Here is a 21,705-nt window from a genome sequence, read left to right on the forward strand (position 1 = left end):
CTCGGGGAGGTGCGCGCCTACGTCGCCATGGTAGAGCGGGGGCGGGGAGCGCGGGATCAGTCGGCGGTGGCCCCCGCGCGGGCGCGGTCCCGGAGCGGAGCTTCCGCAGCGAACTGCTCGAACATCCGGGTCAGGGCCGAGCACGAGGTGCGACGGGCGGAGCCGTCGTCGGGGCCGTCCGGGAGCCGTTCCCACGGCACGGACGCGGCAGTCTCCGCTTCGTCGATCCAGGCGGCGCGGGCGGCGTGATCGGGAGCGTCGTCGGGGGCGATCACCTCGTACATCAGGGTGCTGCCGGCGGTGTTCACCGCGGTGCAGAGCGCGTTGACGCGGTCCCCGAGGCGGTTCGTACCGCTCTCCGTCCACTGCTGGAGCACCCGCGCCATGGCCAGTGCGGTCGGCTTGTGATCGACGGCGTCCAGCCGGAGCGCGGTGTTGATCATGTCCTGGTTGCCGCAGGCGACGACGGCCGGGCCGTAGTCGGGGCCGTCCCGGAACATCTCCGCCGACCACCACAGCCGAGCGAAGGCCTGGCTGTAGTGGGGGCCGACGAAACGGGCCGCGTTCACCTTCTTCGGCGCGGCCTCCTCGGACTGCCCCGCCGGCACGTGGCGCCAGAGCACGTAGTCGGGGGCCACGGCGAGCGCGAGGAAGTTCCACAGCCCCGGGTCCGCCGCTTCCGCGCGGGACATCCGCACCGTCGCGTGCAGACGGGGCGCCAGCCAGGCGTCCGCGTCGGTCCGTGCGTCGGCGAAGCGGTCCATCGCCTCGTCGAGGATCTCGCGCACCGGAGCGGTGCTCCAGCGGACGGCGTACCCGTCCAGCGGTGTGGCGGCACGCACGACGGCGACCTGAGGGATCTCGTCCTGCCCGGCCCGCACCCCCTCGGTGAGGAAGGAGGTCGCGCGGCCGGTGGTGAGCGAGGCGAGCCGCTCCGGGGGGTCGACGGGGTAGCTGTTCATCGACGCGCACCTCCCTGGGCGCGGGAGACGGCACGGATGGCGGCCGTCAGGTTCTTCGGCAGCGTGCCGCGCCGAGCCGCGGCGAACTGGATGCGGGACTGGACCTCTCCCCATCCGCGGCCGTCCGCCCGACGACTGTGTGCCTCGGCGAGGGCCTCCGCCAGGGGAAGCTCGGGGAAGACGTCGGGGAGCAGGGAGCGCAGGACGGCTCCCTGCCAGCCGCCGGGCAGGTGCGGGGTGCCGTCCTCGTCGAATTCGAGGTCGGCGAGTGCCGAGTGGAACATGGTGGACCAGGCATCAGCGGCGATCTGCGCCGCGAGCAGTCCGGCCGTCGCCTTCTCCAGCGGCCCGTGGGCACCCGACAGGAGTGGGGAGAGTCCTTCGAAGGAGGTGTTGAGGAGGATCGTCGGCTGTTCCCGCTCGGTGTCGATCAGCCAGGGGGCGTCGGCGAACCGTCGCAGCCACTCCTCGGGTCCGTCGCGGAAGTCCACCTCGACGATGTCCAGCTCACGTTGTCTGGTCGGGGTCCGGCCGTGCAGGTCCACCACCCACGGCGCGTCCGTCGTACCGATGACGCGGCCGTCGATCCCGCCGTAGGTGCCCACGACACACACGTCGAGGGTCGCCCTGGCGAGGTGGCAGGACCGGTGCACCCGGACCTCGCCGCGCCAGACGGAGTCGTCCCGCTGCTTGTCCAACCGGGTGACGACACGCGTGTTGGTGGCGCCCTCGCTCAGGACCGCGAAACAGCCGACTCGGGCCCAGGGGCCGTCGTCCACCTCACCCGCCGGAACGGAGACCTCCAGATCGAGAACGCCTTCCGTCCAGTCCTCCCGCTCCACCTGGTGCAGGGCGACGACACGCTCCGAGCGGGAGATCAACGACAGCTGGAGCGGCTTCCCGTCGATGTGGGCGCCCTTGACCGTGGCCTCGACCTTCCCGACCAGGGTCGGGTACGCGTACACCGTGCTCATGCCGAGACCTCTCGCGCCTGCTGGACGTCCACGATCACGCCGGCCATGGCGGCGGCGACCGGATGGCTCTCGACTGCGGTGACTCCTCGGAAGCGCGCCGACCGTACGTCGGGGGCGACGAGGAGTCTGTCCCCGACGACCTCGCAGTTCTCCAGAGGTTCGAGGGCCGCCCAGGCCAGCGACGGGCGGCCGCCCGAGCGCACGTCGAACTTGGCCACCGGTTTCATCTGCCACCGCTCGTCACGGCGCGGCACGGTCAGCGTGACGTCGAGGGTCCAGGCGCCGTCGGCGTCCACCCGGCCCGTCACCCGGTCCACGGCCGGCTGTCCCGGTCCGCGGCGACCGCCACCCGGCGTCGGGACGTCGAGGCGGAGCAGCTTGCGCAGCACTTCCGGGCCGTCCTCCCGCTGCCCGTCGGTCCGCCGTCCGATCACCGCGTGGAGCGCCTTGTCCATGGCGGCGTTGAACTCGGTGAGCCGACGGGGGGCGTTGGCATAGGTGGCGGTGAGGTCCTCGGTGGCACCCCACTTGTCGTGCTCCGGTGGTTCGGCGGCACGCAGGAACGCCTCGGCGGCGCGTGTCACCGCGTCGTCGCGTCCCGTGGCCGAGCCGGCGAGCAGGACCGCCTGAAAGGGATCGACTCCCATGCCCAGTCCGCGCGGGCGTCGCGCCATGACCCTCATCCGGGTGCCCCGCATGCAGATGACGCGGCTGTGCTCCTGGTCGGTGCCGTCGGCGGCGGTGACCAGCAGCACCGCTCGGTGTTCGTGGGTCGTGGACCGCTTTCCGCTGACGCGCGGCGTCGGTACGGCGAGCGGCACCTCCGTGGCGGCGACCTGACCGGCGGAGGTCAGCTCGGCGACCGTCTCGCCGTCGAGGTGCGCCCGCAGGGCGCGGGTCAGCGCGGGGTGCCGCTCGACCGGGTCGACCCGCCGGTCGGGGACCACCGTCTCGCCGTTCCGCAGGGCGCGGACGGACGCGTCGAGCATGGCGGGGGTGGAGCGGCCGGAGGTCATGGCGGCCCAGAAGTTGTCCGCCAGGGCCTGGTCGAGCGCGTCGCGCATCGACTCCAGGCTGTCACTGCTCCCGGCCGCGTCATGTGCGCCGACCACGAGGAAGGACGTTCCTGGGTCGTCGCCGTCCCGCTCCAGGCAGAGGTCGGCGACGACTCGTTCGTCGGCCCACCAGGAACGGGAGACGCCCTGGTGCTCCTTCTCGGTGTCGGGCTCGCCGAGCCAGGCCGGGCCCGCGTAGGCGACTCCGTCGACCTCGCGCCAGGGGAGGTCGAGGCGTCCGACGACCCTGCGCTCGGTACGCCCCTCGTGCGCCTCGGACAGGGTGCTGTTCATCAGGACCAGGCCCAGCCGGCTGGCCGCCCACAGGGTCGCCTTGCCCAGGCCGTAGGAGCCACCGGCGCGGTCGTCCCGCTTGTGACTGTCGAGTTGGCGTCGCACGACGGCCGCGTACCGCCCGTCCGCGTACTCCGGTCCGGTCAGCCCGGAGGCGTTGTAGTCGTCGACCCGCAGCAGGAGCAGCGAGGATTCCTCGCGGAGCGCGCGGAGCCCCTCCGCCAGGACCCGTGCGACCTTCTGGCGCGACTGTGCGGCGGCCTCGTAGTGCGGTGCGACCTCGTCCCACTTGAGGGCCGTGAGGAAGGAGTTCAGGTGCTCCCCGGTCAGCTCGTGCAGGGTGAAGCGGACCCGCACCGGGCGGTCGTGGTCCAGGCGCTCGTCGAGGGAGTTCTGCGTGACCTCGCGGGCCAGGACGGCGAGGTCGGCGTCGAAGGCGAAGGCGGCGGCGTTGCCGTACTCCCGGCCGCCGTCCAGGTGGGCGGTGCGGTGGTACCAGCCGATGGGGCGGGCGCCGCCGGTGTCGGTGTCCCGGGTGACCAGGGTTGCCAGGTCGGTCCCGAGGACTTCGGCGATCTTCGCCATCATCTCGGTCCGGGGACGCGCCCGACCAGTGACCCAGGCCGAGACCGCGGCACGGGTGAGGCCCAGCCGCTGCGCGAAGTCCGCCTGCGACAACTGGGTACGCCGCAACTGCCGTCCGAGCCAGACGCCGAACTCCTCGGACTCCTCCATGGCCGCCACTCCCCTTCTCCTGCAGGAGACCAAGACTAGCATCACCTTTGACACGCCTATGCTTGTCAAATCTAGTTAGACATCAGAGTCTGGTTACTGCGCCAGCAGTGGTGGAGATTTTTCTTCGCACCCCAAGATCGGGAACGCCGACTCGGCGTGGTACGGTCTTTTCGGCAACTCCCCACCCGGTTCCGGCCGTTGAAGGATGTGCCACCAAAAATCGACGGGAGAGCTCCGTCTTCAGACCGGCCAGCAGGTCGTCATCAGCATCCATGGCGGCGGGCATCTTCGGCATGTCCGCAGGGAGGGGTATACATGAGCACGGACGACGAGGCCTTCATGGCACGTTTCATCCGCCGGTACGACAACACGGAGGACCCGTATCTCCGCGCCGAGCTTCTCGCGAGCTCCGGCATCCATCCCGCGAGCCTCGCCTCCGCCCGGAAGCGCCTCGCCCGCGGGAACAGCACCGCCCAGCCGACCACCGAGCAGACGACCACCCCTTCCGTCCCGCCGGTGCGCCGCAAGAAGTCCCGGACCAGCCGTCGCCCCTCCACCCCTCGGGGCACCTCCGGTCCGCGCACCTACAAGGTCACCCGCACCACGCGGAAGTCGCGCCGGAGTGGAACCAGGACGGTCGTGACGACGGTCGTCACCGTTGTCACCACCACGGTGACGACCTTCTCCCGCTGACCGCTCCCCCCGCGCCGCCCCACATCGGCTGAAGCACCCCCCGCACACCCTCAGGCCCACGTTCGCCTGCCGGGGTGCCGGCGTCGTACGCGCCGGCACCCCGCCGACCCTCCCCCCGCGCGTCCTCGGTTCCTCCCCTCTTCTCAGAGACAGGTGCTCTCATGGCCGACCGGCAGTTCGCCGACCCCTCCGTCCCTCCCGTGATCGAGACCGTGCTGCGGCAGTCCGAGACCGTCCTGCGGACCTACCAGGTCGACCCGGGGCTGGTGCAGGAGCACGCCAACGGCGAACGTCGCATCACCCAGGGCGGGTACGGCGAGCGGCAGTTGCTCGAACTCGTGCAGAACGCGGCCGACGAGATCGCCAACGCGCCCGGCGGCAAGCTGCACGTCGTCCTCACCGAGGACCACCTGTACTGCGCGAACGAGGGCACCCCCGTGACGCCGGAGGGCGCGGAGACCATCCTGCGGATGAGCGTCTCCCGCAAGCGCGGCGGGCAGATCGGCCGCTTCGGGGTCGGAGTGAAGTCGGTGCTCTCCGTCAGCGACTCCCCGCAGTTCTTCAGCGACCACGGCGCCTTCGGCTTCGGCTTCGACCGGGACTGGTCCGCCGCCGAGATCGCCGAGGCCCTCGGCCTCGACGGGGCGGCCGACCTGAGCATGGAGACCCCGGTGCTCCGTATGGCCCGGCCGCTCGACGTCGACCAGGAACGGTCCGACGACCCGGTGCTGGACAAGTTGCTGACCTGGGCCACCACCGTCGTCCGGCTGCCGTTGATGCCGGGCGCCGCCCAGCGCCTGGGTCACGACATCAGCGGGCACCGGAGCGCGGACGGCCACACGACCGAGCCGTTCCCCGCGCGCTTCCAGCTCTTCTCCCCGCACGTCGGACAGGTGTTCCTGCACGACGAGCGGGCCATGCCGCCTGCCCGCCGCGAGATCTCGATCGACTCCGACGGGGTCCACCGTGTCCTCAAGGAGGTGGCGCGGGGCGCCAAGCAGACCACCGAACGGTGGCGGGTCTTCACCACCCAGCACTCCCCCACCAGCGAGGTCGCCGACAGCGCCGGCGAGCTGCACAACCGGCCGGAACTGGACATCTCCTGGGCGGTGCCGGAGTACACGGTGCGCAACGGTCTGCACACCGTGCCCTCGGGCAAGGGAACCTTCTGGGCCTTCTTCCCCACCGAGTACGAGATCTCGCTGTCCGGCATCCTCAACGCCCCGTGGAAGACGAACGAGGACAGGCAGCACCTCCTGGACGGCAGTCCGTTCAACCGGGAGCTGCTCCGGGTCGCCTCCCGTCTCGTCCTCGACACGCTGCCGGAGCTGTCGCCGGCCGAGGACCCCGCCGCGTACCTGCCGCTCCTCCCGGGCCGCAGCAAGGAGAAGCTCAACTGGGCGGACGACTACTTCCTCCGGCAGTTCTGGCCCATGGCCGCCCGGAGCCCCTCCCTGCCCGACCAGAACGGCGTGCTGCGTGTCCCGGGCGAGTTGCGCGTCCCGCCCACCGGTCTCGACAAGGAATGGGTGCAGATCTGGTCCGAGTACGAGGGCCGGCCCAGCGACTGGCTGCACAGTTCGGTCGACGCGGTGGACACCGCGCTGCGGCGCGGCAAGATGGGGCACATCCTGGACGCGGCCGGGCAGTCACCGGAGAGCGTCAAGGAGTGGCTGGAGGCGCTCGTCTCCGACGGCACGGCCGAGGCGTCCTCCCACGCCATCGAGATCCTTTCGCTGATGGTGCTGAAGGACGGTGCCTCGCGCCTGCGCGGGGACTCGGACATCACCGCCGAGGCCCGCACGGCCCGGATCGTGCTCACCGAGGGACACGGGATGGTCGCGCCCGTGCCCGGCGAGGTCTTCCACCGGACCGCCGCCGACACGCTCAGCGACGACATGGTCTACGTGCACCCGTCGATCTCGGACCGCCCGGAGATGGCCCGCCACCTGCACAACATCGGCATCCGCGTCGCCGACGCGCAGGGCCGGTTCGAGGGCGTCCTCGACCAGGGCTTCGACCACTACGACCAGAACGCCTGGGCCAACTTCTGGGTCCTGCTGCGCAGCGCGGGCGGCAGCGCGCAGGTCGAACGCATCCGCGCCAAGGTGCCGAAGCCGACGCAGACCCTGCGGGTCCGGACCCTCGACGGCCGTTTCCGGGCCATGCGGGACACCCTCCTGCCCGGGCCCGTGGTCCCCGGGGACGGCAGCCGGGACGCCACCGTCGCCGTCGACCTCGCCTTTCACGACAGCGACCGGGCGATCTTCCGCGACCTCGGACTCGTCGACCGCCCCACCGGCGGCCACCGCGCGACGGACGAGGCCTGGTTCGAGGAGTACCGGCAGGCGGTCCACGACCTGCACCTGCGCTCCCTTCCCAGCAGCGCTCCCCGCCCCAACATCTCCCGGCTCACCATCGAGGGGGCGCCCACCCTCGGCCCGCTGCACCTGCTGCCCCGGCTGTCGGAGGAGGGCCGGGCCGCCTTCGTGGCCGCGCTGCCGCCCGGGGACATCTCTCAGCACTGGCAGATGCGGTACGGCGCTGCCGTCAACACTCGTAAGCCCGTGACCTCCCCGCTGCGCTGGATGATCGCCAAGCACGGTCTGGTGCGGACCTCGCTGGGCCTCACCCGCGTCTCCGAGGCGGTCGGCCCGCAGCTCAAGAAGTACGGGACGGTGCTGCCCGTCGCCGCGATCCCGGAGGAGACGGCGCGCCGGCTCGGCATGCCCACCGCTCCCGAGGAGGTGCCGGTCAGCCGCTGGAACAAGCTTCTGGAACTGGTGCTGCGCAGCGAGGACGACGCCTTCATCGGTCGCGCCTACGCCCTGCTGCACCGGGTCGGCTTCGAGTTCCCCGACGACGTGCTCACCCGCTGCCGGGTGGGAGCGATTTGGGAGGAGCGCCCGGACAGCGAGATCGCGGTCGCGACCAACCCGGTGCAGTTCGAGGAGCTGGTCCGGGAGGGACTGCCCGCCCTGCTGGTCGCCGAGAAGGGCGACCTCGCGACGGCGAAGGCCATGATCGAGGAATGGGGGATGCTCAAGGTCTCCGACGTGATCAGTCGGGAGATCGAGCCCGTCAAGTCCGGCCCGGCCGTGCCGCTCCTGGACGAGTTCACCACGATCAAGGCCCGCCTGGGACAGAACGGGAGCGGGCACAAGATCCAGCGGTGCTCCGAGCTGTCCCAGATCCTCCGCACGCCCATGGGCAGCGACCGGGAGTCGCTGCGTTTCGCCCGCAAGGGCCAGACGCTCTACGTCCTGGACTCGCTGGACCGGCTGGAGGTGCTGTGCGCCGCCGACGAGGAGTTCAAGTGGGGCTTCGGCGAGGAGGGCTGCCGCCAGGCACTGGAGCACCAGGACCGGCAGGAGCGTGACCGGACGCTGCTGGAGCGGCTCGCCGCCGTCCGCGAGAGCGAGAGCGTCATCGACAAGATCGCTCTGCTGATCGGCGAGGACGCCCTCCGTGGCGAGCTGCCGTCCGGCCTGCTGGAGAGCGAGATCCAGGAACAGGGTGAGGAGCCGACGGCTCGGCGTGTCGCCGAGCTGGCGTACAACGCGCACGGCGAGGCCATCCTCCGGGTCCACACCCGGGACATCGCCGCCACCTTCCCGACACGTGCGCCCAGCTCCTTCACCGGCAACCAGAAGGCTCTGCGCTTCGTCACGGAACTCGGCTTCCCGGACTCGTTCGCGGGGGCGCAGACCCCCTCCCTGGAGCCGCGGCTCGAGGTCGACGGGCCCTCGGAGTTCCCCGCCCTCCACCCGTACCAGGAGGAGCTGGCGCAGGCTCTGCTGGGACTGCTGGAGAGCACGACACCCCAGCGGGGCATGCTCAGCCTGCCCACCGGCGCGGGCAAGACGCGTGTCTCCGCCGAGGGCGTCATCCGGTGGATCCGTGACCGCGCGGAGCTGCCCGGGCCGGTGCTGTGGATCGCCCAGACCGAGGAACTGTGCGAGCAGGCCGTGCAGAGCTGGAAGTTCGTCTGGTCGAAGGTCGGCCCGGAGCTGCCGCTGGTCATCAGCCGGCTCTGGTCGTCGAACGAGGCGACCCCCGTCGACGGCCGCCCCCACCTGGTCGTCGCCACCGACGCGAAGCTGGACGCGTGCCTGGAGGCCGAGGAGTACGCGTGGCTGCGGGAGACCGCCTCGCTCGTCATCATCGACGAGGCGCACACCGCGATGTCGCCCCGCTACACCCAGCTCCTGGAACAGCTCGACCTCACCCACCGCCGCACAGGCCGCCATCTGGTCGGCCTGACCGCGACCCCCTACCGGAACAACGAGGAGCTGACGCGGCTGCTGGTGCAGCGGTTCGGCAACCGTCTGGACACCGGCGTCTTCGACGGTGACCTGTCGGTGGCCATCCAGGAGCTCCAGCGGATCGGCGTCCTGGCCCAGGTGCGCCACCGCGAGCTGCCCGGCGGCGCGATCTCGCTGACCGAACGCGAGCGCGCCCAGTCGGAGAAGTTCGCCGTCCTGCCCAAGGGGGCCGAGCAGCGCCTCGCCGAGGACCACGAGCGGAGTCAGCGGATCGTCGACGAGATCGCCGCCATGCCGTCCGACTGGCCGGTGCTGGTGTTCGCCACCTCGGTGGCGCACGCCAAGCTGCTCGCCGCGAAGCTGGGCGACCGGGGGATCAAGGCGGCGGCGATCGACTCGTCCACCCCGCCCAACGAGCGCCGCAAGCGGATCGACGACTTCCGTAAGGGGCGGGTGCAGGTGCTGACCAACTACGGGGTGCTCACCCAGGGCTTCGACGCGCCCGCCACGCGTGTGGTGGTCGTCGCCCGTCCGACGTACAGCCCCAACGTCTACCAGCAGATGATCGGGCGAGGTCTGCGCGGGCCGAAGAACGGCGGCAAGGAGACCTGCCTGATCCTCAACGTGCGCGACAACATCACCAACTTCGGTGAAGAGCTGGCGTTCACCGAGTTCGAGTACCTGTGGGGGGAGAACCGGTGACCGCCACGGCCACCGTCGAGCACCGTCTCACCGCCGAGCAGCAGGCCGTGGTCGACCAGCCCTGGGACGCCCGGGTGCTGGTGACCGCGGGGGCGGGAGCGGGCAAGACGCACACCCTGGTCCGGCGTTTGGACACGCTGGTGGAGCGCGAGGAGCTGGAGGCCGGGGAGATCCTGGTGCTCAGCTTCTCCCGGGCCGCCGTGCGCGAACTCACGCAGCGGATCGAACGCCACGCGGCGGCCGCGCGCCGGGTCCGGGTACACACCTTCGACGCGTGGGCCGGCGCCCTGCTGCGCCGTGCCTACCCGGACACCGACTGGTCCGGGTACACCTTCGACGCCCGGATCGAGGCGGCCACCGAGGCCATCGACCGGGGGGCCGTCGAAGGGGGCGAGTACATCCCCGCCCACGTGGTCGTGGACGAGGTCCAGGACCTCGTCGGGGTGCGCCGGGAGATGGTCGAGGCCCTCCTCGACCGCTTCCAGGAGAACAGCGGTTTCACCGTCGTGGGCGACTCCGCCCAGGCCGTCTACGGCTTCCAGGTGGCCGACCCGGAGGCGCGGGCCGAGGAGACCGACCGCTTCCTCGACTGGGTGCGGGCCACCTTCGGCGAGGACCTGGTCGAACTCCACCTGGGCGACAACTTCCGTGCCCGCAGCGGGGAGGCCCGGCTGGCCCTGCCGTTCGGGAGCGCGCTGCAACACCTGCCCCACGAACGGGCCGAGGCCGCGGCCGCCGCCGAGAAGATCCACGGCGACCTGCGGTCCCTGCTGTTGACCACGCCGAACTTCGGCTCCCTGGACGATCCGTTCGTCCGGGCGGCGCTGCGGGACCACCCCGGCACCACCAGCATCCTCTGCCGGGACAACGGACAGGTCCTCACCCTGTCGGGTGCCCTGGCGGAGGCGGGTGTCCCGCACACCTTGCAGCGGTCGGCGCGGGAACGCTCGGCGCCCGTGTGGCTCGCCGAGCTGCTCGCGTCGACGGCTTCGAGCACCCTGGGACGGGAGCGTTTCGAGGAACTGCTCGCCGCCCTGCCGGTGTCGGTGGACGGGGCGCCGGAGGCGCTGTGGGGCTCGGTGCGCAAGGTGGCCCGCGGCACCGGTCGCGGCACGCTCGACGTGCCGGCGCTGCACCGGGCGCTGGCCGAGGGCCGGCTGCCGGACGAGCTCACCGAGACCCAGTCGTCGTCACTCGTGGTGTCGACCGTGCACCGGGCCAAGGGGCTGGAGTTCGACCGGGTCCTGGTGGTCGAACCGCGGGTGCTCAGGGAACCGCCCGCGACCCGCAAGAAGAAGTACGACTACGACCCGGCGGCCGAGGCCCGCCTCCTGTACGTGGCGATGACCCGCGCCAGGGACGACCTGTACGTCCTCGACGCCCCCAGCTCCTGGCTGCTGCGCAAGGACCGCCGGATCGACCGCTGGTACCTGGGCGGCCGTAGCGGCTGGGCCCGGAACGGGATCGAGGTCACCGGTGCCGACGTCTCGCACGAGCGGCCTCCGGGTACCGGGAGTCCGGGCCAGGACGCCGCCGAGGTGTGGCGGTACCTGCGGAACGAGGTGACCCCCGGGGCGGAGGCGCGCCTCGTCCTGCCCCACTCCATCCCCGTCGCCGCCGATCAGTCCCCGCCCTACGTGGTGGAGGTGGCGGGCCGCCCGGTGGGGGAGGTCTCCGAGCGCTTCCGCGCCGGTCTGCACCGGCTGCTGCGCCGGTCCGCCCACCAGTCCGTCGAGCGCTGGCCCGCACTGATCACGGGGCTGCGCGTCGACACGGTGGAGAGTGTGGCGGGCAGTCCCGCGGTGACCGAGGCGGCGGGACTCGGCACCCACGGAGTCTGGATCGCCCCCCGCCTCTGCGGCCTCGGTCGCTTCCACTGGGACAACGCACCCTCCGAAGGGGACCCGGCATGAACGACTCGCTCCACGAGGCGCACTACGAGGTGCGCGACGCGCTCGTCGACGCCCTCCGCGACGACCTCCTCGGGCCCCGTGGCGGGACGGAGGAGGTACTGCGGGACGACGCGCCGATCACCATGTACCCGGTGGGTGTGCTGTTCCCGCGTGCGCGGGAGGACCGGGAGGAGGCTCCCGCCGAGGGTCCCGCGGTCCCCGAGGACGAACTGGAGGCCGAGCGGGACGGGCTCGACACTCCCCCGGTCGGCAAGCGGCAGGACACGGAAGAGGGCGTGGGCGATCTGGGCGTCTCGCTGGCCAACGTGCGTATGCCCTCCTCGATGGGGTTGACCTTCACGGTCGATCCGAGCGTCTCCGCCGGCATCACGCTCTCCGTGACGGCGGCCGCCTACCTCCCCGAGGACCCGGACGGCAACGCCGTCGCCGCCCGCCGCACCGAGGCGCGCACCACGGACGCGCAGCGGGAGCACTGGCGACGGGCGCCGCTGCGGATCGATCCCGTGGTGGTGGACGTGACCCACCCCGGCTTGCTCACGCCCTCCGTCCTGCACCCGGGGCTGGAGCTGCGGGTACTGGTGCGGCCGGCGGCGCCCGACGGAACGGTGACTGTGACCGCCACCGTGGTGAATGCCCTGGAGGTCGGCCGGTACGACCTGCGGGACGCGCACTGCTTCTACCAACCGCGATTGACCGTCACCGCGGCGGACGGCCACGCCAAGGCTTTCGTGAGCCGTGCGGCGACGAACAAGGCGGCCGACGACGAGCAGGCGTTGAGCCGGCTCCTCCATCGGCACGCCCCGAACTTCGCCACCGGCCACGGTTGTGCCGCGCACTGGGACCGGACCCCGCCGCCGGTGGGCTCCGTGTCCTCGGCACGTCCGGCCGTCGAGGCCGTGCGTACGGAGTTCGTGCCCACGCACGAGGTGCTGCTGACCGACTCGAACCCCACCATCGACGTCGGGGCGCTGACCATGCGGGGGCTGGGAACGGCCACAGGCCCTGAGGCCGTCGCGGCACTGCGCGCCCTGCTGGACGGGTACGAACGCTGGATCACCGCCCAGGACGAACAGGCGCGGGCGCTCGCGCCGACGGAGCACGGCGCGACGGCGTCCGCCCAGGTGGAGCTGTGCCGGCACGCGCTGCGACGGATGCGGGAGGGCGTCGACCTGCTGGCCGACCCCGACCGGCCGGAGATCCTGCGCGCCTTCCAGCTCGCGAACCTGGCCATGGCCGACCAGCGGGCCCGCACGGCCTGGGTGAAGTCCGGGCGGTCGGGTGAGCCGGACGCGTCGGCCGGCCGGTGGCGCCCGTTCCAGATCTCCTTCGTACTGCTCTGCCTGGCCGGCATCGTCGACCCGGACCACAAGGACCGCGGTGTCTCCGACCTGCTGTGGTTCCCGACCGGTGGTGGCAAGACGGAGGCGTACCTCGGGCTGATCGCCTTCACCACCTTCCTCAGGCGGCTGCGGGACGGGGAGGCCGGCGGCGGGGTGACCGTTCTCATGCGATACACCCTGCGGCTCCTCACTCTCCAGCAGTTCGAGCGGGCGGCAGCTCTGATCTGCGCCATGGAGCGGCAGCGGGCGGCCGATCCGGGCCGTCTGGGGGACGAGGAGATCTCCATCGGCATGTGGGTGGGACGCTCGGCGACCCCCAACACGCTGGCGGCGGCCTCGGCCAAGCTCGCCGAGCTGAACCGCAACGAGCACCAGCAGCTGCCGACCGAGAACCCGGTGCAGCTCCGTGGCTGCCCCTGGTGCGGGGAGCCTCTGCGCCCTCGGGACTACGCGGTCGACGAGGGTCGGGTACGGATGACGGTGCGCTGCCCGGCCGTCTCCTGCGACTTCCACCGCGGGCTGCCCGTCCACCTCGTGGACGAGGCCGTCTACGCCCATCGCCCGACCCTGGTCATCGCCACGGTCGACAAGTTCGCCTCCATGCCGTGGCGCCCGGCCTCGGCCGCCCTCTTCAACCGCGACGTGGAGGGCACGCGGCCGCCGGAGTTGATCGTGCAGGACGAGCTGCACCTCATCTCCGGCCCTCTCGGCACGCTCACCGGTCTGTACGAGACGGCCGTGGACGCCCTGGCGAAGCAGCCCAAGGTCATCGCCTCGACCGCCACCATCCGGCGTGCCGAGCAGCAGGGAGCCCGGCTCTTCGCCCGCTCGGTCGAGCAGTTCCCACCCCCCGGCCTGGACTCCCGTGACTCCTGGTTCGCCGTGGAGACACCCCGCGAGTCGAAGGCGGCACGCCGCTACGTCGGTCTGCTGACCTCCAGCACGAGCCAGGCCACTCTGCTCATCCGGGTGTACGCGGCCCTGCTCCACCAGGCGAACGTCACCGAGGCACCGCCCGAGGTGAAGGACGCCTACTGGACGCTCGTCGGGTACTTCAACAGCCTGCGGCTGCTGTCCGCGGCGGAACTCCAGGTCCTGGACGACGTGCAGGAGCGGTTGACCCAGTTGGCCACCCGCGACGGCGTCGACAGGCGGCGGGTGGACGCCCTCACCGAGCTGAGCAGCCGGGCGGACTCCAGTGACATCTCCCGACGGCTCAAGGAGATGGAGCGCCGGCTGCCGTCCCGGGACGTGCTCGACGTCCTGCTCGCGACCAACATGATCTCGGTGGGGGTGGACGTCGACCGGCTCGGCCTGATGGCGGTGATGGGGCAGCCCCAGACCACCGCCGAGTACATCCAGGCGACCAGCCGGGTGGGCCGGCAGCACCCCGGCCTGGTCGCGGTGATGCTCAACTCGGCTCGATCCCGGGACCGTTCGCACTACGAGGACTTCCTCAGCTTCCACTCCGCCCTGTACCGGGAGGTGGAGTCGACCAGTGTCACCCCGTTCTCCGCCCGCGCCCGCGACCGGGGACTGCACGCGGTGGTCGTGGCCCTGGCCAGGCTGATGCTGCCCGCCGCACGCGACAACGCGGCGGCCGGACGCGTGGAGGAGTTCGTCGACGAACTGCGGGACGTCGTCGGGGCGACTCTGCTGGAGCGGGTGGCGGAGGTGGAACCGGACGAGCGGCAGAACACCGCGGACGCGTTCGAGGAGTTCGTCAACTGGTGGCGGGACGAGGCCCTGGCCCGCCCGAACCTCGTCTACGAAGCTCCCCGAGGCACCCGGACGCCGGCGCTGCTCACCGGCTACGACGACGAATCACCCCTCGCCTCCTGGCCGACGTTGTGGAGTCTGCGCGACGTCGACGCCTCGTCCCCCTTCTTCGAGGAGCGCTGACATGACACCTCCGCCTCCGCGCCGCCGGCGCGGCCTGCCCACCGCCCCAGCACGGTCCGCCCGGAAGCTCGGGGAGATCCGCCGGGCCCAGCTCGTCACCACCTACGGCGTCGGCGCCATGATCGCCGTGGACAACGAGTCGTTCCTCATCCGCTCCATCGACTCCTGGGACGTCTCCGAGGCACCCTCGTTGCACGAGCGGCGCCTGGAACTCCAACTCGGTGTCGACGGCTTCAAGATGCCTCCCGCACCCGACCGCGCCGAGGACGGGGTGCGGGCCGTGCGGTTCCCGCAGATGTACTCCTGCCCGCACTGCCACCAGCTTCTGCCGTTCCGGAAGTTCAACTCCCCGGCGAATCGGGCGGAGTGCTCCACCTGCCAGGAGAACCTGGTCCCCTCGCGATTCGTCATGGCCTGCACCCGCGGCCACCTGGAGGACTTCCCGTACTGGAAGTGGCTCCACCGCGGCAGGCGGACCGGCTCCGGGCTCTGCGGGGGGCAGCTCTCCATCCGGGCCGAGGGCTCGACCGCCTCGCTGCGCTCGGTGCTGATCGGTTGCTCCTGTGGGGTGCCGTCCGTGTCGATGGAGGGATCGTTCCGTCGTCAGGCCCTCCAGGAGCTGGGCATCCGCTGCGGCGGACGCAGACCGTGGCTGAAGGACGCACCGGCGGTGGAGTGCGGCGAGTCACCGAGGACCCTGCAACGCGGTTCGTCCTCGGCCTGGTTCCCGGTCATGCACTCGGCGCTGTCGATTCCCCCGGGGAGCGAGGGCATCGCCAAGATCGTGGACGAGCACTACGCCAACTTCGCGGACGAGGACGCCCCGGCCATCAGGACGTACGTGCGGATGGCCAAGGTGCTGCTCCACCACCCGCAGTACACCGCCGACGACGTCGTCCGGGAGGTCGAGAAGCGGCGTGCGGACGAGGCCGCCCAGGCCGCCGAGTCGGAGGCGACGCTCGGCGAGGTGCCCGGCAGGTTCCGTGACTACCGGCGGGAGATCTACGAGGGGGAGTACCTCAGCCTCTCCCGCCGTCACAAGGAGATGCCCAACCTCAAGCAGGACTTCGTATGCGAGCCCCCGGCCGGCTCGCTCGAAGCGGTCCGGTCCGACCACGGCATCGACCAGATCATGCTGGTCAAGCGGCTGCGTGAGGTCAGGGCGCTCCAGTCCTTCAGGCGCGTGGAGGAACCGGTGCCGGGCGATGTCGAGCGCGAGGCGCCACTGTCCGCCTCGAAGCCGGCCTGGCTACCGGCCTTCGAGGTCAGTGGGGAGGGGGTCTTCCTGCGGCTCGACCCGGGTCGCCTGCGGAAGTGGGAGGAGCACCCCGGCCAGGTCGCTCGCGCGGCCGCCGTCCGGCGCAACCACGAACGGCTGATCGCCGCCCGTGCGGGCGAGGCGGGCAGGCAGCTCCCGCCCTCCCCCGCCTCCCCCCGGTACCTCCTGCTGCACGCGCTCGCCCATGTGCTGATCAACGAGTGGAGCCTGGACGGCGGGTATCCGGCCGCCTCGCTGCGTGAGCGGGTGTACGGGGAGGGAGAGATGGCGGGTCTTCTCCTCTACACCGCGACCAGCGACTCCGCCGGAAGTCTCGGCGGAGTGGTCGCCCAGGGAGAGCCGGCACGCCTCGCCGAGACGCTGAGGTCGGCCCTCGACCGTGCGTCCTGGTGTTCCAACGACCCGCTGTGCATGGAGTCCGAGGGCAGCGGTGCCGACGCACTGAACCTCGCCGCCTGCCACGCCTGTCTGCTCCTCCCGGAGACGAGCTGCGAGAACAACAACATCCTTCTCGACCGTGCGGCGTTGGTCGGCACACCGGACGGGAGCGTGCCGGGGTTCTTCACCCTCTGAAGGAGCCCATCTTTGCTCCTCGTCGTGCGCGCCGTCTCCGGCAGCTTCTCCCCCAGCCCTGTGAGGGTGGGGTGGTCTCGGTGACGCGGGCCCGGATGGCCTCGGTCAGGGGGCTTTCCTCCATCTGGGCGCGGAGGACCAGGTCGGTGCGCTGCTCGGGGAGGTGGGTGAGGACGGCGCCGCTCATGGCGCTGTCGAGCAGGGTCATGGTGGCGGCGTCTTTCCGCACCACCCGGAGCTGAAGCTGATCCCGGCGCCCTTGCGGCGCCCTGCCCACCCGCGAATCGCGGATCACCGAGCACACGACGATGGCCGCCGCCCCGTCGATATAGTCGGCCAGGTCAACGGCCGGCCGGAGCGGGGGACGCAGCGTGGGGTCACCGCGAGGGGCGGTTCAGCCGGTGGCGGTGCGGTCGGTGGTGGAGCAGGCCACCCAGGTGCTGCGGCGGGCGATCCTGACGGGCGCGCTGGCCCCCGGCGCGGAGTACTCCCTGCGCGAGCTGGCCGGCATGCTCGACATCAGCTTCATCCCGATCCGCGAGGCCCTGCGCACGCTGGAGGGCGAGGGCCTGGTCGTCATGCGGCCCGGCCGCAGCGCCGTCGTCGCCCCGCTCGGCCTCGACGACCTCCGGGGCATCTACCGGCTGCGCCGTGCCCTGGAGCCGGAGATCGCCGCCCGCTCCTGCCTCCTGCTGAGCGAGGCCGAACTGGACCGGCTGGCGGAACGCGCCGCCGGGTCCGGCGCCGTGGCCGGGACCGACGACGACCCTCACGTCTTCCACCTGGCGCTGCTGGCGCCGGCCGCGACCACCTGGGACATCCGGGTGCTGACCCCGCTGTGGCGGGCCGGCGAGCGGTACGTCCGGATCGGCTTCGGCCGGACCGGCCCCGGCCCGGCCGGGCACCGGCGGGACGGCGCGGCCCACGGCGAACTGGTCGCCGCCTTCCGCACCCGCGACCCCGCCACCGTCTCCGCCGCCGTCGAACGCGATCTGGCCCGGACCGAGAAGATCGCCCTGGCCGCCCTCACCTGACGCCGGAAGCGCCGGCGGACCGTGTCTCCGCCGGCCTCGGCCAGGCCCCCGGCCTCACTCCGGGAACTCCTCCACGAGTTCCTGTTCCGCCCAGATGGTCTTCCCGCTCTGCCCGTACCTGCTCCCCCACCGGCGGCTGAGCTGGGCCACCAGGAAGAGGCCGCGCCCGCCCTCGTCGGTGGTGCGGGCCCGGCGCAGGCGGGGCTGGGTGTTGCTGGGGTCGGTGACCTCGCAGTACAGGAGTTCGCCGCGGATCAGGCGCAGGCCGATGGGGCCGCCCGCGTGACGCACCGCGTTGGTGACGAGTTCGCTGACGATCAGCTCGGTGACGAAGGTGTTGCCCTCCAGCCCCCACTCGGTCAGCTTCTCGGTGGCCGCGTTGCGGGCCGCCCCCACCGCGTCGGGCTCGGCCGGGAACTCCCAGCTCGCGACGGACCCGGGGTCCAGCGCGGAGGGTCGGGCGAGCAGCAGGGCCGCGTCGTCGAGGAACGGGGTGCCGTCCCCGCCGGTCATCAGCCCCTTGGAGAGCGAGGGCAGCCGCTCCTCGGAGCGCTGGAGCCGGGCCAGGCGGTCGGCGAGGTCGAGGGTGGCGGTGTCGAGGTCGGGCCCGTACCGCCGGAGCAGCCCGTCGGTGTACAGGCACAGCACGCTGCCCGGCGGGGTGTCGACCGTGGCCGTCTCGAAGGGCAGGCCCCCCACTCCCAGCGGCGGCCCCGGCTGGAGGTCGACCGGCTCGGCGGGCCCGTCGGGGAGGGCGAGGATCGGCGGCGGATGGCCCGCCGAGGCCATCACGCAGCGCCGGGTGACCGGGTCGTGCAGGGCGACCAGGCAGGTGGCGCCGACCGTGTCGCGGTGGCCGGGCTCCGCCTCGGCGGCCAGCCTCGCCACCAGTGTGTCGAGCTGGGTCAGCACCTCGTCCGGGTCCAGCTCCAGGTCGGCCAGGGTCTGCACGGCGGTCCGCAGCCGGCCCATGGTGGCGGTGGCGTGCAGCCCGCTGCCGAACACGTCGCCGACGACCAGCGCGGTGCGCAGCGAGGGCAGCGCGATGGCGTCGAACCAGTCGCCGCCGATCTCCGCCCCGGCCTCGGCGGGGACGTACGAGCCCGTGGTCTCCATGACCCGGGTGGAGGTGGACGCCTGCGGCAGCAGCCGCCGCTGGAGGCTGTCCACCGCCCGGTGCTCGCGGGTGTACCGGCGGGCGTTGTCCACGCTCAGCGCGGCCTGCGCGGCGATCTCGGTCAGCAGCTCGGCGTCCTCCTCGTCGAAGGGATCGGGCCGCTCGGCGCGCCAGACGCCGACGGTCCCGAGCAGCAGGGCGCGGGCGAAGAGCGGGGCGATGACCAGGGAGTGGCCGCCGTCGGGCGCCGCCAGCCGGATCCTCGCGGGGTTGCCGAGTATCTCCTCCACGGCGCCGCGGTCCATCCGGATGGTGCGGCCCTCCTGGATCTCACGCACCATCGGCCGGTCGGGGAAGGGCGGCACGCTGGCGCCGACCTGGAGCAGGTGCTCCGGCCAGGGCCCGTCGGCGGAACGTACCGCCACCCGGCGCAGCAGCAGGTCTCCCCCGCCCACCGACTTGGGCGGCTCCTCGCCGGTGAGGACGGCGTGCGCCAGGTCGACCCAGGCGATGTCGGCGAAGTCCGGGACCAGGGTGTCGGCGATCTCCTGCGCGGTCCGCTCGATGTCGAGGGAGTTGCCGACCCGCGCGGAGGCGCGGTGGCGCAGCTCGGCCCGCTGCCCGGCGCGCCAGTGCTCGGTGGCATCGGTGAGGAAGATCGCGACGCCGGTGGGCCTCCCCGCGGCGTCCTCGGTCCGGATGGTGGAGTAGGAGAGCGACCACTCCTGGTAGGGCGGCCGGGTGGAGCGTACGTGCTGCTCCTGCGCGGCCAGCGGCCTGCCGGTCTCCAGCACCTCCCGCAGCGTCCGCTCGGTCTCCTCGGCGTCCTTCCCCTCCATCACGTCACTCAGCACGCTGCCCACCGGCTGGGGCGGGCCGCCGAACTCCCCGGGCAGCACGTTGGTCCGCAGGACGGCGAGGTCGGCGTCGCGCAGCAGGAAGCCGAGGCGGTCCTGGGAGAGCAGCGCCCGGAAGACGGCCTCGGCGTCCTCGGCGCCGGCGGCGCGGTCGGCGCCGACCGCCATCACCAGCGAGAACGGGGAACCCCGCAGCTCCTCGGCCCAGTACCGCACGCGGACGCTGCCGGCCCCGCCGCACCGCAGGACGGCCTCACCGCGTTCCGGCAGCCGGGCCCGGTGCTCCTCGGCCAGCAGTCGCAGCACGGAGCGGCCCAGCACCTCGTCCGCCGCGCGCCCCACCAGTTCCCCGGCCGCCCGCGACCACCCCGCGACGATGCCCCGGCGGTCGACCAGCGCCACCGCAGCACCCTCCGGCGGACCACCACCCGCCTCGCTCGCACCCATGGTGCCGTCACCACCGCCTCTCACCGGGTCGGTGCCCCCATCATGTCCCCCCACCCGCACCCCCGCCTTCCAGGCCAGGGACTCCGGGTGACGCGCCCCGCGAAAACCCCACCCGCCCGGTCGCTGTTATCACATATAGCGCCGCCGGTGGTCCGCCCCGGCCGCCGCCCGGGCCCACACCCCCACGCACGCCGAAGGGCCCGTACGACCGGAGTCGTACGGGCCCTTCTCAAGCAGCTCGGAGAGCTACCAGATCAGCGCAAGGCCATCAATTACTTGATGATCTTGGTGACCTGGCCGGCGCCCACGGTCCGACCACCCTCACGGATGGCGAACTTCAGGCCCTCCTCCATGGCGACGGGCTGGATCAGCTCGACGCGCATCTCGGTGTTGTCGCCCGGCATGACCATCTCGGTGCCCTCGGGGAGGTTCACCACACCGGTCACGTCCGTCGTACGGAAGTAGAACTGCGGGCGGTAGTTGTTGAAGAAGGGGGTGTGACGGCCACCCTCGTCCTTCGACAGGATGTAGGCCTGGGCCTCGAACTCGGTGTGCGGGGTGACCGAACCGGGCTTGATGATGACCTGGCCGCGCTCGACGTCCTCGCGCTTGATGCCACGGAGGAGCAGACCGACGTTCTCACCGGCCTGGCCCTCGTCGAGCAGCTTGCGGAACATCTCGATGCCGGTGACCGTGGTGGTGGTCTTCTCGGTCTTGATGCCGATGATGTCGACGGTCTCGTTGACCTTGAGGACACCACGCTCGATGCGGCCGGTGACGACCGTACCGCGACCGGTGATGGTGAAGACGTCCTCGATCGGCATCAGGAACGGCTTGTCGACGTCACGCTCGGGCTCCGGGATGGACTCGTCCACCGCGGCCATGAGGTTCAGGACCGACTGGCCCCACTCCTTGTCGCCCTCAAGCGCCTTGAGCGCCGAGACCTTGACGACCGGCAGGTCGTCGCCCGGGAACTCGTACTCGGAGAGGAGCTCACGGACCTCGAGCTCGACGAGCTCCAGGATCTCCTCGTCGTCCACCATGTCGGCCTTGTTCAGGGCGACGACGATGTACGGAACGCCGACCTGGCGGGCCAGGAGCACGTGCTCCTTGGTCTGCGGCATCGGGCCGTCGGTGGCGGCGACCACGAGGATGGCGCCGTCCATCTGGGCCGCACCCGTGATCATGTTCTTGATGTAGTCCGCGTGACCGGGGCAGTCGACGTGCGCGTAGTGGCGCGTCTCGGTCTGGTACTCGACGTGCGCGATGGAGATGGTGATACCGCGCTGGCGCTCCTCGGGCGCCTTGTCGATCATGTCGAAGGCCGAGGCCTCGTTCAGGTCCGGGTACGCGTCGTGCAGCACCTTGGTAATGGCGGCCGTGAGGGTCGTCTTACCGTGGTCGATGTGACCGATGGTGCCGATGTTGACGTGCGGCTTAGTCCGCTCGAACTTCGCCTTCGCCACTGGGGTCCTCCTGGAGAGTGGTTCTGTACGCCTTACTCATCGGCGCCAGGTGATCTTTGCTGGGATGCCGGGCCCGGGACACCCCTTCCGGGGTGCG

General features: G+C 71.8%; 13 protein-coding genes. 6 read left to right on the plus strand and 7 right to left on the minus strand.

What is annotated here, in order from left to right; genetic code table 11:
* Positions 1–56 precede the first annotated feature (56 nt).
* From IF45_RS0101625 to IF45_RS33075, 4 genes are all read right to left on the minus strand, one after another.
* Positions 57–962, minus strand: a complete 906-nt coding sequence (locus tag IF45_RS0101625) for a DUF6339 family protein (protein WP_030304985.1) — start codon at positions 960–962, stop codon at positions 57–59.
* Entirely contained in the window at positions 959–1,936 is a 978-nt protein-coding gene (locus IF45_RS0101630; RefSeq protein WP_030304986.1) for a hypothetical protein, read from the minus strand. Before IF45_RS0101630 ends, IF45_RS0101625 begins: the two co-directional genes overlap by 4 nt.
* A complete protein-coding gene (locus IF45_RS0101635; RefSeq protein WP_078842823.1) occupies positions 1,933–4,029 on the minus strand; it encodes a helix-turn-helix domain-containing protein in 2,097 nt (698 codons plus the stop codon). The genes IF45_RS0101630 and IF45_RS0101635 overlap by 4 nt, the downstream gene beginning before the upstream one ends.
* Positions 4,030–4,102: 73 nt before the next feature.
* A complete protein-coding gene (locus IF45_RS33075) occupies positions 4,103–4,315 on the minus strand; it encodes a hypothetical protein (RefSeq protein ID WP_129805722.1) in 213 nt (70 codons plus the stop codon).
* Between the two features lie 20 nt (positions 4,316–4,335).
* On the opposite strand from IF45_RS33075, the gene IF45_RS0101640 reads away from it, so the two are divergent.
* The 5 genes from IF45_RS0101640 to drmB all read left to right on the plus strand — a co-directional run bounded on the left by IF45_RS0101640 (position 4,336) and on the right by drmB (position 16,687).
* A complete protein-coding gene (locus IF45_RS0101640) occupies positions 4,336–4,713 on the plus strand; it encodes a hypothetical protein (RefSeq protein WP_010638854.1) in 378 nt (125 codons plus the stop codon).
* A 161-nt stretch (positions 4,714–4,874) separates the two neighbouring features.
* The gene (locus IF45_RS0101645) at positions 4,875–9,680 is read left to right on the plus strand and encodes a DEAD/DEAH box helicase (RefSeq protein WP_030304990.1); all 4,806 of its coding nucleotides are present in this window, start codon (positions 4,875–4,877) and stop codon (positions 9,678–9,680) included.
* A complete protein-coding gene (locus IF45_RS0101650) occupies positions 9,677–11,593 on the plus strand; it encodes a UvrD-helicase domain-containing protein (RefSeq protein WP_030304996.1) in 1,917 nt (638 codons plus the stop codon). Before IF45_RS0101645 ends, IF45_RS0101650 begins: the two co-directional genes overlap by 4 nt.
* On the plus strand, positions 11,590–14,835 hold the full coding sequence (locus IF45_RS0101655; protein ID WP_030304997.1) for a helicase-related protein: 3,246 nt from the start codon (positions 11,590–11,592) through the stop codon (positions 14,833–14,835). Before IF45_RS0101650 ends, IF45_RS0101655 begins: the two co-directional genes overlap by 4 nt.
* Before the next feature lies 1 nt (position 14,836).
* A complete protein-coding gene (drmB, locus tag IF45_RS0101660; protein WP_030304998.1) occupies positions 14,837–16,687 on the plus strand; it encodes a DUF1998 domain-containing protein in 1,851 nt (616 codons plus the stop codon).
* Here drmB and IF45_RS33080 read toward each other — a convergent pair.
* Positions 16,677–16,916, minus strand: a complete 240-nt coding sequence (locus tag IF45_RS33080) for a hypothetical protein (RefSeq protein ID WP_129805721.1) — start codon at positions 16,914–16,916, stop codon at positions 16,677–16,679. The two genes, drmB and IF45_RS33080, sit on opposite strands and share 11 nt — an antisense overlap.
* 172 nt (positions 16,917–17,088) lie before the next feature.
* Here IF45_RS33080 and IF45_RS0101670 point away from each other — a divergent pair, with 172 nt between their 5' ends.
* Positions 17,089–17,721 (plus strand): GntR family transcriptional regulator, encoded by a 633-nt coding sequence (locus IF45_RS0101670; protein WP_030304999.1) that lies wholly within the window; start codon positions 17,089–17,091, stop codon positions 17,719–17,721.
* A gap of 54 nt (positions 17,722–17,775) precedes the next feature.
* Here IF45_RS0101670 and IF45_RS0101675 read toward each other — a convergent pair whose 3' ends face one another.
* Together IF45_RS0101675 and tuf are read right to left on the minus strand one after the other, a co-directional pair.
* The gene (locus IF45_RS0101675) at positions 17,776–20,097 is read right to left on the minus strand and encodes an ATP-binding SpoIIE family protein phosphatase (RefSeq protein WP_030305001.1); all 2,322 of its coding nucleotides are present in this window, start codon (positions 20,095–20,097) and stop codon (positions 17,776–17,778) included.
* Positions 20,098–20,414: 317 nt separating this feature from the next.
* A complete protein-coding gene (gene tuf, locus IF45_RS0101680) occupies positions 20,415–21,608 on the minus strand; it encodes an elongation factor Tu (protein WP_003948649.1) in 1,194 nt (397 codons plus the stop codon).
* Positions 21,609–21,705 lie beyond the last annotated feature (97 nt).

Origin of the sequence: Streptomyces albidoflavus, assembly GCF_000719955.1 — a bacterium.
GTDB lineage: Bacteria > Actinomycetota > Actinomycetes > Streptomycetales > Streptomycetaceae > Streptomyces > Streptomyces albidoflavus.